Origin of the sequence: Streptomyces purpureus, assembly GCF_014648195.1 — a bacterium.
Lineage (GTDB): Bacteria > Actinomycetota > Actinomycetes > Streptomycetales > Streptomycetaceae > Streptomyces > Streptomyces purpureus.
On record NZ_BMQQ01000006.1, the window covers coordinates 73,759 to 86,161 of the forward strand.

Below are 12,403 nucleotides of genomic sequence, written 5' to 3' on the forward strand. Positions count from 1 at the left end.
AACCGTGCGTTACCGTGACAAAGCGGTACACGGTCTGCCGAGACCGCGCTCGAGACTGCGCTTTGTGAAGGACAGGGAGACAGACATGGCCAGCAAGGCTGAGAAGATCGTCGCCGGGCTCGGCGGAATCGACAACATCGAAGAGGTCGAGGGCTGCATCACCCGCCTCCGCACCGAAGTCATCGACCCCAGCAAGGTCGACGAAGCCGCGCTCAAGGCCGCCGGCGCCCACGGCGTCGTCAAGATGGGCACCGCCATCCAGGTCGTCATCGGCACCGACGCCGCCCCCATCGCCGCCGACATCGAAGACATGATGTGACCGGCACACCCCAGACCTGAGCCTCCGCGCTCACCCGTGAGGGGCCCTTCCCAGCACCGGGAAGGGTCCCTCACGCAACGCCGACTACCCTCGTCCCATGGATCGAATCGACGGACGTACCCCCGAACAGCTCCGCCCCGTCACCATCGAACGCGGATGGAGCAAGCACGCCGAGGGCTCCGTCCTCATCTCCTTCGGTGACACCAAGGTCTTCTGCACCGCCTCCGTCACCGAAGGCGTGCCCCGCTGGCGCAAGGGCAGCGGCGAGGGCTGGGTCACCGCCGAGTACTCGATGCTCCCCCGCTCCACCAACACCCGCGGCGACCGCGAATCGGTCCGCGGCAAGATCGGCGGCCGTACGCACGAGATCTCCCGCCTCATCGGCCGCTCCCTGCGCGCCGTCATCGACTACAAGGCGCTCGGCGAGAACACCATCGTCCTCGACTGCGACGTCCTCCAGGCCGACGGCGGCACCCGCACCGCCGCCATCACCGGCGCCTACGTCGCCCTCGCCGACGCCGTCGCCTGGGCCCAGGGCAAGAAGCTCGTCAAGTCCGGCCGCAAGCCGCTCACCGGCACCGTCGCCGCCGTCTCCGTCGGCATCGTCGACGGCACCCCCCTCCTCGACCTCTGCTACGAGGAGGACGTCCGCGCCGAGACCGACATGAACGTCGTCTGCACCGGTGACGGCCGCTTCGTCGAGGTCCAGGGCACCGCCGAGGCCGAGCCCTTCGACCGCAAGGAACTGAACGCTCTCCTCGACCTCGCCACCGCCGGCTGCGAGGACCTGGCCACGATCCAGCGCACCGCGCTGGAGGCGACCCGCTAGCCACCACGGCAACCATCCGGACGCCACACGGCGTCCTTGGGGGCACGGGCGTACGGCACGAACCGTACGCCCGTCCGCATATCTGGGGAGGACCACGTTCCATGCGCCGCCGTACCCGCACCGCCGCACTTACCCTCGTCGCCGCACTCACCCTGACCGGAGCCGTCGGCTGCGGCGCCCTCGACAAGGCGATGGACTGCGTCCAGACCGCCGACGCGATAGCCACCAGCGTGGACAAGCTCCAGCAGGCCGCCTCCAGCGCCGCCGACGACCCGACCAAGCTCAACGAAGCCCTCGACGAGATCTCCACCGAGCTCGGCAACCTCCAGGACAAGACCGACAACGCCGATCTGTCCAAGGCCGTCGACGACCTCACCAAGGGCGTCGAGAACGTCCGTACATCCGTCAAGAACGGCGACACCACCCCCGACATCACACCCGTCACGGCCGCCGCCACCGAGATCGGCAAGGTCTGCACTCCCGGATAATCGGAGGCATGACCCGTCTGATCCTCGCCACCCGCAACGCCGGGAAAGTCACCGAACTGAGGGCCATCCTCGCCGACGCGGGCCTGCCCCACGACCTCGTCGGCGCGGACGCCTACCCCGACATCCCCGACGTCAAGGAAACCGGCGTCACCTTCGCCGAGAACGCCCTGCTCAAGGCCCACGCCCTGGCGCAGGCCACCGGCCTGCCCGCGGTCGCCGACGACTCGGGCCTCTGCGTCGACGTCCTGAACGGCGCCCCCGGCATCTTCTCCGCCCGCTGGGCCGGCACCCACGGCGACGACCGGGCCAACCTGAACCTGCTGCTCGCCCAACTCTCCGACATCGACGCCCCCCACCGCGGCGCCCACTTCTTCTGCGCGGCGGCCCTGGCCCTCCCCGACGGCACGGAACGCGTCGTCGAAGGCCGCCTCCGCGGCACCCTGCGCCACACCCCGAAGGGCACGAACGGCTTCGGCTACGACCCGATCCTCCAGCCCGACGGCTACGAGGTGACCTGCGCCGAGCTGACCCCGCCGGAGAAGAACGCGATCAGCCACCGGGGCAAGGCGTTCCGGGAGCTGGTGCCGGTGGTGCGGGAGCTGCTGGGCTGATCGGCGGACAGCGACGGTCTGGTTCGCGCTGCCGCGAACCAGACCGTCGTATGTTGTGCGCCCGGTCGGATTCGAACCGACAAACACGACCACCTAAAGATCGCCGCTCAGCCCTTGGCGTACGGACGCGTGCGCCGTCCTTACTGTACTGGCCCGCATCCGGTGTTCGTCAGGGATATCGCTCAACCGCTCCGCCGTCGACCTCCGCGGCACCAGGTGTCGGTGATCGCATGGCAGTTGGGGCAGAGCAGCCGCAGGTTCTCGGCGCGGTCGTCCCCCCCAGTCGCCGTTGACGTGGTCCATCTCCAGGGCCATGGCCCTTCCGAGCCACTGGGGACCGAGCCCGCATCTCGCGCATTGCTCAGGCACGCCGACTTCGCGCAGTGCACGACGGAGCAGGTGGGTCCCGGTCCGGCGCCGGCCATCATGGTGAACCAGGATCTCCTCCGGCCGCCTGGCGGTCGGACTCGGCTTCCCGCGCTGGTGCGCCCGGCCCGTGAAGTGTGCGATCGAGAGGCGGTCATCGGCGATCCCTCGACGCAGATTGGCGCGCTGTGCCCCGCTATCCGTACGACCCAGGCGATGCAGTACCTCCCTGAGGGAGAGCGACTCGGCGACTGCCTTCTGCAACGCGTCCGTGCTCGGGCGGGCTTGTCTGCCGAAAGGCCGGAGGTGGGAGACGTCGATGTCGAAGTGGGCGAATCGCCTCATGAGATAGCGAGGAAGGTTGCCGTAGGGGTCCGCGCCGAGGAAGGCGATGACCTCGTCGATGGTGGAGCTGTGCGCGGCAGCTTCGCTCAACCGCTCGTGGGTGTAGCGCACGCCGCCGGTCATGAGGCCGGTCCCTTGCCGCGACCTCGGTAGGTGTCCGTCGTGGAGTGGCAGTTGGGGCAGAGCAACCGCAGGTTCTCGATTCGGTTGTTTCGCCAGTTGCCGTCGACGTGGTCGACCTCCAGCGGCAGGGGCTCGCCCAGCCACACGGCCTCGATCCCGCACAGCGCACATCGGTCCTCGACGCCGACTTCCAGCATGACGCTCTTGAGTCTGTTGCTTTGGTGGCGTCGGGCGTACGGCGATGTGTTTTCGACCAGCACCTCAGCAGGTGTCCTGCGGCGCTGGTTGTGCCTCATGCGCTCGGTCCACGCCGTCGTCGTGAAGTGCGAGGTGTCGATGCCGTACGCCTTGATCCGGCGGCTGATGTGCGTATGGTTCCCGCCGACGACGTCGACCCCCAGCCGCCGCAGCACCTCGCACACACTCGTCGACGCCGCCACGGCAGGCTCGAGGACCGCTCGCGTCCATCGCGCCCCTTCCCGCTCGAAGTGGGACGTGTCCACGCACAGCTTCCGCATCCGATCGCGCACATACCGCCGCATCCCGCTCTTCGGATCCACCCCCAGCTTCCCCAGCGCCTCCGACAGCGTGCGCGACGTCCCCGCCGCCGCCTCCAGTCGCTCCCGCGTGTACGGACTCTCCGGCATCGTTTTCTCTCCCGCCCCGGCCACCAGTTCGTGGTCTCGTACGGAGTAACGAGCCGAATATCGGACGGTCACGTCATATCGCGTCCGGAATGCGGAACGGCCCGCACCGCTTACTCGGCGGTGCGGGCCGTCCTGAAAGGGGTCTCAGATGCCCAGATCCTTGATGATCTTGGCGACATGGCCGGTCGCCTTCACGTTGTACAGCGCGCGCTCGACCTTGCCCTCCTCGTCGACCACCACCGTCGAACGGATGACACCCGTCACCGTCTTGCCGTAGAGCTTCTTCTCGCCGAAGGCGCCGTACGCCTCCAGCACCTTCTTCTCCGGGTCACCGACCAGCGTGACCTTCAAGGACTCCTTCTCGCGGAACTTCGCCAGCTTCTCCGGCTTGTCCGGCGACACGCCGATCACGTCGTAGCCCGCGCCCGCCAGCACGTCGAGGTTGTCGGTGAAGTCGCAGGCCTGCTTCGTGCAGCCCGGGGTCAGGGCCGCCGGGTAGAAGTACACGATGACCTTGCGTCCCTTGTGGTCCGCGAGCGAGACGTCGTTGCCGTCCGCGTCGGGCAGGGTGAAGGCGGGGGCGGTGTCGCCGGGCTGCAGTCGCTCGCTCATGGCTCTCCTCAGCAGGGGTGTGCGCGTACGCGTAAAGAGCCTAATGGGGGTCTGTGACAACCCGCGGGCGCCCGAGCTGACAGACTGTCCACAGGACTCACCAGGACTCATTGGACACGACCACGGAGGCAGCGCGGTGTCGGACGCCAGGACCCCTGCGCAGATCGAGGCGGACATCGTCCGCCGGCGCGAGCAGCTCGCCGTCACACTCGACGAGATCGGCGTGCGGATGCACCCGAAGACGATCATCGGTGACGCCAAGGCCCGGGTCGCCTCCAGGGTCGACCAGACCGCTGGGCGGGCCTACGTGGCCGTGAACCAGGCCGTGTCCGGGGTACGGGACCGGTTCGTCGGGGACGACGGCGCCCCGCGCCTGGAGCGGGTCGTCCCGGTCGCCCTGCTCGTCGTCGGTGTGGTGGGGCTGCTCGCCCTTTCCTCCAGGAAGCGCAAGGCGTGACCCCGGTACGCCGGAGGCCCCGGGGCAGGTAGGTTCGTGGCGTGAGCGACAACACCCTCAACAAGCACGACAAGCTGCCCATCCGGATGCTCCACGACCGCGTACTGGTCCGGACGGACTCGCCCGAGGGCGAGCGGCGCTCCGGCGGCGGCATCCTGATCCCGGCGACCGCCGCCGTGGGCCGCCGTCTGGCCTGGGCCGAGGTCGTCGCGGTCGGCCAGAACGTCCGTACCGTCGAGACCGGCGACCGGGTGCTGTACGACCCCGAGGACCGCGCCGAGGTCGAGGTCCGGGGCGTGGCCTATGTACTGATGCGCGAGCGGGACCTGCACGCCGTCGCCGCCGACCGCTTCCAGGGGTCCGAGGACACCACCGGCCTGTACCTGTAGTCCGGCAAGAAGGCCTGGTGACCATGGTCACCAGGCCTTTCCCATGCCCCTTTGCTACCGTGGACGGACCCGACGAGACGCGCCGTACCGGGCCCCGCAAAGACGACGCACCCCTGTTGTTCCGTCTCGCGGAGGTGCCGCTGTCATGGCCTGGATCTTTCTCGTCGTCGCCGGTCTGCTCGAAGTCGGCTGGTCGATCGGGATGAAGTACACCGACGGTTTCACCCGGCTGTGGCCCAGTGTGTTCACCGGCGCCGGGATCGTCGCCTCGATGCTGCTGCTGTCGCATGCCGCCAAGACCCTGCCCATCGGTACGGCGTACGGCGTCTGGGTCGGTATCGGCGCGGCCGGTGCGGCGGTGCTCGGCATGGTCGTCCTCGGGGAGCCGGCGACCGCCGCCCGGATCTTCTTCGTCTGTCTGCTGCTGGTGGCCGTGGTCGGCCTGAAGGCCACCTCCGGCCACTAGCCGGCCCTTCTCGGCAGGTCGGTGACCGGTCACCGACCCGCCGGTCACCGCCCGGTCACTGCCCCGCCGGCTGCGTCCCGGGCGGTGTCCCCGCCCCGCCGTCGGCGAAGCTCATGTCGTCGTCGGCTCCGCCGCTCCCCGTCGCCGGGCCTCCGGTCGGGGGGCCGCCGGTGGTCGCCCCGGCGTCGGCCGTACCGCCCGTGGCCGCGCCCTGCGCCGTACCGCCGGCGGCCGGCCCTTGGGTGGTGCCGCCCGTGGCCGGCCCCTGTGTGGTGCCTGCCTGGGTCTGGCCGCCTTGGGTCTGGCCGCCCTGCGCCTGCCCGCCGGTGGCCGCGCCGCCTTCCACCGCGCCGCCTTCCGTCGTGCCGCCTTCCGTGGCGCCGCCCGGGTCGCCCGGCCGCGGCTCCTGGGGCGGCGACGGCCGGCCCGGGGCCTGAGGGCCGAGCGGCTCGTCGGGCACTGCCGGCGGCTCGGCGCCCTCGGCGAGCTCCAGCTCGAAGTGGCGGGGTTCGGATCCTTCGAGGGCGTCGCGGGTGAACTGGCCCCAGATCCGGGCGGGTTCTCCGCCGCCGTTGATCCGGGGCTGCCCCAGCGCTCCGTACAGCGGCTTCTGCGCCCCGGTGTTGGAGTCCTGGCCCATCACCGCGACCACGGCCGCGAGGTCCGGGGTGTAGCCGGCGAACCAGGCCGCCTTGTCGTCCTCGGCGGTGCCGGTCTTGCCCGCGGCGGGCCGGCCGGCCGACAGGGCGGCGGTGCCGGTGCCGGTCTCGACGACGCCCCGCAGGACGGACGTGGTGGTGTCGGCGGCCTCGCGGCTGATCACCTGCTTCGGCTCCGACCTGGGCAGTTCGAGGTCCTGGCCGTCCTTGCTGACCTTCTCGACCAGGGTGTACGTGCCGTGTCGGCCGTGGTTGGCGAGTGTCGCGTACGCCTCGGTCATGTCGAGGACGCTGGCGGTGGCGGTGCCGAGCGCGATCGACGGATAGCTGTTGAGGTCGGGCGTCGACGCGGGCAGACCTAGGCTGACAGCGGTCCGCTTGACCCGGGCCGGGCCCACGTCGACGGCCATCTGCGCGTAGACGGCGTTGACGGACCTGTCGGTGGCGGTACGGACGGTGATCGGGCCGTAGTCGACGTCGTCCTCGTTGGCCGGGTCGTACACGCCGCCGTGCCACCCCTCCACGGGCCGTTTGTTGGCACCGTCGTAGACGGTGTTGGGGGTGATCCGGCGGCCGTCCTGCGTGGTGGAGCCGTTCTCCAGGGCGGCGGCGAGGACGAACGGCTTGAAGGTGGAGCCGACCTGGTAGTCGCGGCGGGTCGCGTTGTTGACGTACTGCCGGGTGTAGTCGATGCCTCCGTACAGAGCGAGGACCTTCCCGCTGCCCGGGGCGATGGCGGCGCCACCGACGCGTACGTAGCGGTCGGTCTCGTTGCCCTGGTCCAGCTTGTTCATCACATGGTCGTCCACCGCCCGGACGAAGGCGTCCTGCTTGGCCTTCTCCAGGGTCGTGGTGATCCGGTAGCCGCCGCCCGCCAGGACCTTCTCGTCGATGATGCCCTGGCTGGTGAGGTAGTCCTCGACGGCCTGCACGATGTAGCCGCGCTGGCCGGAGAGCCCGGTCGCGGGCCGGGCCTCGTGGGGGGTGGGGAAGCCGGTACGGGCACGGTCACCGGAGGTGAGCCAGGCCTCCGTGACCATGCCGTCGAGGACGTAGTTCCAGCGGGCGAGCGCCTTGGTCCTGTTCTCGGGGTGGGTGGCGACGTCGTACGCGCTGGGGGCCTTGAGCAGGGAGGCGAGGTAGGCGCCCTGGGCGGTGTCCAGGTCTTCCACGTCCTTGCTGTAGTAGGCGCGGGCGGCGGCCTGGATGCCGTAGGCGTTGCGGCCGAAGTAGCTGGTGTTCAGGTAGCCCTCGAAGATGTCGTCCTTGCTCTTCTCGCGGTTGAGTTTGATCGCGATGAAGAACTCCTTCACCTTGCGGGTGATGGTCTGTTCCTGGCCGAGGTAGTAGTTCTTGACGTACTGCTGGGTGATCGTCGAGCCGGACTGTTTGCCCTTGCCGGTCAGGGTGTTCCAGGCGGCGCGGATCATGGCCTGGGGGTCGACGGCCCGTTCGGAGTAGAAGTCGCGGTCCTCGGCGGCGAGTACAGCGTGCCGGACGTTGGTGGGGATCCGGGCGAGGCGGACGTTCTCGCGGTTGATCTCGCCGTCCCGGGCGATCTGGCTGCCGTCCCGGTAGAGGTACACGTTGGACTGGGCGGTGGCGGTGGCGTTGGCGGGCGGGATGTCGACGAGGGTGTAGCCCGCGATGAAGGCGCCCGCCAGGAGCACGGTGAGGAGCAGCAGGGTCCCGAGGAGCGTGCGCCAGCTGGGGAACAGGCGCCGTCGGCCGGTGCGCCGGGGGCGTTTTCCGTCCGGCAGCCGGTCCTGGGGGTCCGGCGGTGGCTCGGTCGGGTCGCGGGGTTCCCAGCCCGGTCCCTGTGGCGCGTCGCTCATGGGGTGGAGACTCCTCGGCGGTGGTCGGAGGTTCGCTCTCCGGCATAACGGTGAAGCGGGGATGAATCCGAGTGACCAGCCCATAGTGCACTTCTTCGGGTGATAACCCCTGGAACAAATCGGTCGCGGGGGCCCGGCTGCTCCACTAGGCTCGCTCGCTTTGGCTCTGCGGCTCTGTCCGGCCGCGTGCGCCTGGATTTGTCCAGGAGGTCAGACGGGAGGGGGTTTCACCGGTGCGGCTCTATATGGCCGTGGCTGTGGGTGGGTTCCGGCGCTATGCGACCTATCGGGTGGCGACGGCGGCGGGGGTCTTCGCCAACACCGTCTTCGGCTTCATCATGGCGTACACGTATATCGCCCTGTGGGACGAACGGCCGCGCCTCGGCGGGTACGACCAGGCCGAGGCCTTGACGTTCGTCTGGCTGGGGCAGGCCCTGCTCATGACGTGCGCGATGATGGGCGGCGGCTTCGGCGAGGAGCTCGTCGACCGCATCCGAACGGGTGACGTCGCGATCGACCTGTACCGTCCGGTCGATCTGCAACTGTGGTGGCTGGCGGGTGACTTGGGGCGTGCCGCGTTCCATCTGATCGGCCGGGGGATTGCCCCGATGGTTCTCGGCGGCCTGGTCTTCGAGCTGGTGCTGCCCGCCGACCCGCTGACGTGGGTTGCCTTCCTGGTGTCGGTGGCGCTGGGGGTGGTGGTGAGCTTCGCGGTGCGCTATCTGCTGGCGTTGTCGGCGTTCTGGCTGCTCGACGGCACCGGTGTTCTGCAGATCTCGATGCTGACGGGGCTCTTCTTCTCCGGGATGCTGCTGCCGCTGACGCTCTTTCCGGGCGCGCTGGGGGAGGTGGCGCGGGCGCTGCCGTGGTCGTCGCTGCTTCAGATCCCGGCGGATGTGTTCCTCGGCAAGCACACCGGCTGGGGGCTCATACGGGCGTACGCGTTCCAGGCGGGGTGGGCGGTGCTGCTGCTGGGGGCCGGGCGGGCGCTTCAGACGGTGGCGACGCGGCGGGTGGTGGTCCAGGGTGGGTGAGGCTTGGGGGCCGGGCGCGATGGGTTCGGGCGCTACGGGGCCGGTGGGGCGGGTGTGGCAGCTGCGGGCGGGGGTCCGGGCGTACGGACTGATCGTCATGATGTGGATCCGCTCGACGATGACGTACCGCGCCTCCTTCGCGATGACGACGTTCGGGAACTTCGCGGCGACCGCCTTCGACTTCGTGACGATCCTGCTGATGTTCGCCCACACGGAAGCGCTCGGCGGCTACAGCCTGCCCGAGATCGCGCTGCTGTACGGCCTGGCCGGGACGGCCTTCGGCCTCACCGACCTCCTGCTCGGCTCGGTGGACCGGCTCGGGCGGCGGGTGCGGGACGGCACCCTCGACACGCTGCTGGTGCGTCCGGTGCCGGTGCTCGCGCAGGTGGCGGCGGACCGGTTCGCGCTGCGCCGGCTCGGGCGGGTCTTCCAGGGTCTGCTGGTGCTGGGGTACGCGCTCGTGGTCCTGGATGTGGACTGGTCACCGCTGAAGGTGCTGATGCTGCCGCTGGCGGTGGTGAGCGGCGCGGCGATCTTCGCGGCGGTGTTCGTGACGGGGGCGGCGTTCCAGTTCGTGGCGCAGGACGCGGCGGAGGTGCAGAACGGGTTCACGTACGGCGGGAGCACGCTGTTGCAGTACCCGCCGACGATCTTCGCCAAGGAGCTGGTGCGGGGTGTGACGTTCGTGGTGCCGCTGGCCTTTGTGAACTGGCTGCCGGCGCTGTACGTCCTGGGCCGGGAGGCGCCGGCGGGGTTGCCGGGGTGGCTGGCGTTCCTGCCGCCGGTGGTGGCGGTGGGGTGTGTGGGGCTGGCGGGGCTGGCCTGGCGGGTGGGACTGCGTTCGTACCGGAGTACGGGGAGCTGAGGCGGGATGGAGGCGGACATGGCGGTGGCGGTCGAGGTGACCGGGGCGGATTCGACGGGAGCGGGCCCGGGCCCGGGCTTCATCGAGGTCGACGCGGTGGAGAAGGTCTTCTCGGTGCGGCGGCGTGGTGCGAGCCGGCTGCGCCGGGAGAAGCACGAGGTCAGGGCGGTCGACGGGATCAGTTTCCGGGTGGCACGCGGCGAGATGGTGGGCTACATCGGCCCCAACGGCGCCGGGAAGTCCACCACGATCAAGATGCTGACCGGCATCCTCACCCCGAGCGGCGGCCGGCTGCGGGTGGCCGGCATCGATCCGGCGCGGGAGCGGACACGGCTGTCGTACCGGATCGGGGTGGTCTTCGGTCAGCGGACGACGCTGTGGTGGGACCTGCCGCTGCGTGACTCGTACCGGCTGGTGCACCGCATGTACCGCATCCCGGACGCGCGCTACCGGGAGAATCTGGCGCGCTGCGTCGAACTCCTCGATCTGGGCGAGCTGTTGGACGTGCCGGTGCGGCAGCTGTCGCTGGGACAGCGGATGCGCGGCGACATCGCGGCGGCGCTGCTGCACGACCCGGACGTGCTCTACCTCGACGAGCCGACGATCGGCCTGGACGTGGTCTCCAAGGCCGAGGTGCGGGAGTTCCTGCGGGACTTGAACGCCGAGCGGGGGACGACGGTCCTGCTGACGACCCACGACCTGACCGACATCGAGCAGTTGTGCAAGCGGGTGATGGTGATCGACCACGGGCGGCTGATGTACGACGGCGAGCTGGCCGGGCTGCACGAGGTGGGCCGGAGCGAGCGCACCCTGGTGGTGGACCTGGAGCGGGCGGCCGCGCCGATCGAGCTGGAGGGCGTACGGGTGGTGAAGGTGGAGGGCCCGCGGCAGTGGCTGGCCTTTCCCGCGTCCCGGTCGGCGGCACCGATCGTGACGGCGGTCGCGGCGGCGTATCCGCTGGTGGACCTGTCGGTGCGGGAGCCGGACATCGAGGCGGTGATCGCGAAGATGTATGCCGGGAGATCGTGACCTGTTCGGCTTAGGCTGGTCATATGACAAACCCGGGTCCGAGTGAACTCCCCGAAATGCGCGCCTCCGATGCCGAGCGGGAGCGGATCGCCGAGCGGTTGCGCGACGCGGTGGCGGAGGGCCGGCTCGACATGGAGGAGTTCGAGGAGCGGCTCGACGCGGCGTACAAGGCGCGTACACAGGGCGAGTTGGAGCCGCTGGTGCGCGACCTGCCCGCGCCTGCCTCCTCTCACGCCGCCGCCCCTGCGGAGCAGGCGGGTTGGGCGTCACGGATCGGCAAGCAGCCCACGTCGAAGGGGGCGTTCTCCTTCTGGGGCGGCTTCTACCGCCGGGGCACGTGGACGGTCCCCAGGAGCTTCACCGCGGTGACGTTCCAGGGCGGCGGCGACCTCGATCTGCGCGAGGCGAACTTCGAGGATCGCGAGATTGTGATCCGCTGCGTGACGATCATGGGCGGCATGCGGATCGTCGTACCTCCGGAGCTCACCGTGGACGTCACCGGTTTCGGCCTGATGGGCGGTTTCGACGACCGGGCGACAGGGGACGGCACGCCGGGCTCACCGCGCGTACGGATCACCGGCTTCGCGCTCATGGGCGGCGTCGGCGTGGAGCGCAAGCGCCGCAAGGCCGACAAGGCCGGCAAGCGGGAGCTGGAGGGCTGACCGGGAACGCAGGCGAGAACTCAGGCGGGAACTCACCGCAAACCAAGGCGGGAACTCACCGCACGCGCCGGGAGTCCTTCATAGGTAAACATTTACGTATGGGGACGTGCGTGGACGTATGCGGAGGAACGCGGAGGGCTCGGCCGGATGAACCGTACGCAGCGTACGAATGAGGCGATGGGCGACGGTGCAGTGCCCGCGCCCGGGCTGGTCCCGTTCTCGTACACCGCCGCCGACGAGGAGAAACAGCGCGGCGTCCGCCGGATGAAGACGACCGCCACCGGCCTCCTGCTGCTGGTGGCACTGATCTACGTCCTCGCCACCTGGGCCGGGAACGCAGGCGTGAGCGGCTGGCCGGCCTACGTGGCCGCCGCGGCGGAGGCCGGGATGGTCGGCGCCCTGGCGGACTGGTTCGCGGTGACGGCGCTCTTCCGCCGCCCGATGGGCCTGCCGATCCCGCACACGGCGATCATCCCGAACAAGAAGGACCAGCTCGGGGCCACGCTGGGCCATTTCGTGGGGGAGAACTTCCTCTCCTCGGCGGTCGTACGGGCCCGCCTCCACAGCATCGGGATCGGCCGCCGCCTCGGCGCCTGGCTGTCCGACCCGGCCCACGCCGACCGGGTGACGGCGGAGCTCTCCACGGCCCTGCGCGGCGCGCTGACCG

The 12,403-nt window shown here is 70.0% G+C and carries 15 protein-coding genes, 1 tRNA gene, 1 pseudogene and 1 riboswitch; of the genes and pseudogenes, 12 read left to right on the forward strand and 5 right to left on the reverse strand.

The genetic code is table 11. The annotated features are described in order from the left end of the window. Positions 1-85 precede the first annotated feature (85 nt). The 4 genes from IEZ01_RS10515 (at position 86) to rdgB (ending at position 2,247) form a co-directional block, all read left to right on the forward strand. Positions 86-319: a PTS sugar transporter subunit IIB gene (locus IEZ01_RS10515; protein ID WP_189201282.1), complete on the forward strand. Its 234-nt coding sequence runs from the start codon at positions 86-88 to the stop codon at positions 317-319. A 97-nt stretch (positions 320-416) separates the two neighbouring features. Then, positions 417-1,148, forward strand: coding sequence for a ribonuclease PH (rph, locus tag IEZ01_RS10520; protein ID WP_189201284.1), 732 nt, complete (start codon positions 417-419; stop codon positions 1,146-1,148). Positions 1,149-1,249: 101 nt separating this feature from the next. Beyond that, complete coding sequence (locus IEZ01_RS10525) at positions 1,250-1,636, forward strand: hypothetical protein (RefSeq protein ID WP_019886684.1); 387 nt, start codon at positions 1,250-1,252, stop codon at positions 1,634-1,636. Between the two features lie 8 nt (positions 1,637-1,644). After that, positions 1,645-2,247: an RdgB/HAM1 family non-canonical purine NTP pyrophosphatase gene (rdgB, locus tag IEZ01_RS10530; RefSeq protein WP_019886682.1), complete on the forward strand. Its 603-nt coding sequence runs from the start codon at positions 1,645-1,647 to the stop codon at positions 2,245-2,247. A 56-nt stretch (positions 2,248-2,303) separates the two neighbouring features. Here rdgB and IEZ01_RS10535 read toward each other — a convergent pair. The 4 genes and pseudogenes from IEZ01_RS10535 to bcp form a co-directional block, all read right to left on the reverse strand. Next, positions 2,304-2,376 (reverse strand) — tRNA-Leu (locus IEZ01_RS10535). A 53-nt stretch (positions 2,377-2,429) separates the two neighbouring features. Beyond that, positions 2,430-3,081: pseudogene (locus tag IEZ01_RS10540) on the reverse strand (HNH endonuclease). Beyond that, entirely contained in the window at positions 3,078-3,728 is a 651-nt protein-coding gene (locus IEZ01_RS10545) for an HNH endonuclease signature motif containing protein (protein WP_028797579.1), read from the reverse strand. The pseudogene IEZ01_RS10540 and the gene IEZ01_RS10545 overlap by 4 nt, the downstream one beginning before the upstream one ends. 144 nt (positions 3,729-3,872) lie before the next feature. After that, positions 3,873-4,340: a thioredoxin-dependent thiol peroxidase gene (bcp, locus tag IEZ01_RS10550; protein ID WP_019886679.1), complete on the reverse strand. Its 468-nt coding sequence runs from the start codon at positions 4,338-4,340 to the stop codon at positions 3,873-3,875. Positions 4,341-4,476: 136 nt separating this feature from the next. On the opposite strand from bcp, the gene IEZ01_RS10555 reads away from it, so the two are divergent. The 3 genes from IEZ01_RS10555 (at position 4,477) to IEZ01_RS10565 (ending at position 5,652) form a co-directional block, all read left to right on the forward strand. Continuing rightward, positions 4,477-4,797: a DUF3618 domain-containing protein gene (locus tag IEZ01_RS10555; protein WP_019886677.1), complete on the forward strand. Its 321-nt coding sequence runs from the start codon at positions 4,477-4,479 to the stop codon at positions 4,795-4,797. Between the two features lie 86 nt (positions 4,798-4,883). Then, the gene (locus IEZ01_RS10560) at positions 4,884-5,186 is read left to right on the forward strand and encodes a GroES family chaperonin (RefSeq protein WP_078513527.1); all 303 of its coding nucleotides are present in this window, start codon (positions 4,884-4,886) and stop codon (positions 5,184-5,186) included. 52 nt (positions 5,187-5,238) lie between these two features. Beyond that, a riboswitch (guanidine-III (ykkC-III) riboswitch) is annotated at positions 5,239-5,298 on the forward strand. Positions 5,299-5,331: 33 nt separating this feature from the next. Next, the gene (locus tag IEZ01_RS10565; RefSeq protein ID WP_019886675.1) at positions 5,332-5,652 is read left to right on the forward strand and encodes a DMT family transporter; all 321 of its coding nucleotides are present in this window, start codon (positions 5,332-5,334) and stop codon (positions 5,650-5,652) included. 55 nt (positions 5,653-5,707) lie between these two features. Here IEZ01_RS10565 and IEZ01_RS10570 read toward each other — a convergent pair whose 3' ends face one another. Beyond that, the gene (locus IEZ01_RS10570) at positions 5,708-8,146 is read right to left on the reverse strand and encodes a transglycosylase domain-containing protein (protein ID WP_189201286.1); all 2,439 of its coding nucleotides are present in this window, start codon (positions 8,144-8,146) and stop codon (positions 5,708-5,710) included. 233 nt (positions 8,147-8,379) lie between these two features. Here IEZ01_RS10570 and IEZ01_RS10575 point away from each other — a divergent pair, with 233 nt between their 5' ends. The 5 genes from IEZ01_RS10575 to IEZ01_RS34780 all read left to right on the forward strand — a co-directional run. Further along, the gene (locus tag IEZ01_RS10575; RefSeq protein WP_189201288.1) at positions 8,380-9,180 is read left to right on the forward strand and encodes an ABC transporter permease; all 801 of its coding nucleotides are present in this window, start codon (positions 8,380-8,382) and stop codon (positions 9,178-9,180) included. 19 nt (positions 9,181-9,199) lie between these two features. Continuing rightward, positions 9,200-10,045, forward strand: coding sequence for an ABC transporter permease (locus tag IEZ01_RS10580; protein WP_052185768.1), 846 nt, complete (start codon positions 9,200-9,202; stop codon positions 10,043-10,045). Between the two features lie 18 nt (positions 10,046-10,063). Continuing rightward, positions 10,064-11,074 carry an ABC transporter ATP-binding protein gene (locus IEZ01_RS10585; protein ID WP_189201445.1) on the forward strand — a complete coding sequence of 337 codons (1,011 nt, stop codon included), beginning with the start codon at positions 10,064-10,066 and terminating at the stop codon, positions 11,072-11,074. A 56-nt stretch (positions 11,075-11,130) separates the two neighbouring features. Then, positions 11,131-11,736, forward strand: coding sequence for a DUF1707 SHOCT-like domain-containing protein (locus IEZ01_RS10590; RefSeq protein WP_019886672.1), 606 nt, complete (start codon positions 11,131-11,133; stop codon positions 11,734-11,736). Between the two features lie 147 nt (positions 11,737-11,883). Beyond that, the coding region (locus IEZ01_RS34780; protein ID WP_373287589.1) for a DUF445 family protein at positions 11,884-12,403 on the forward strand (520 nt) is incomplete at its 3' end.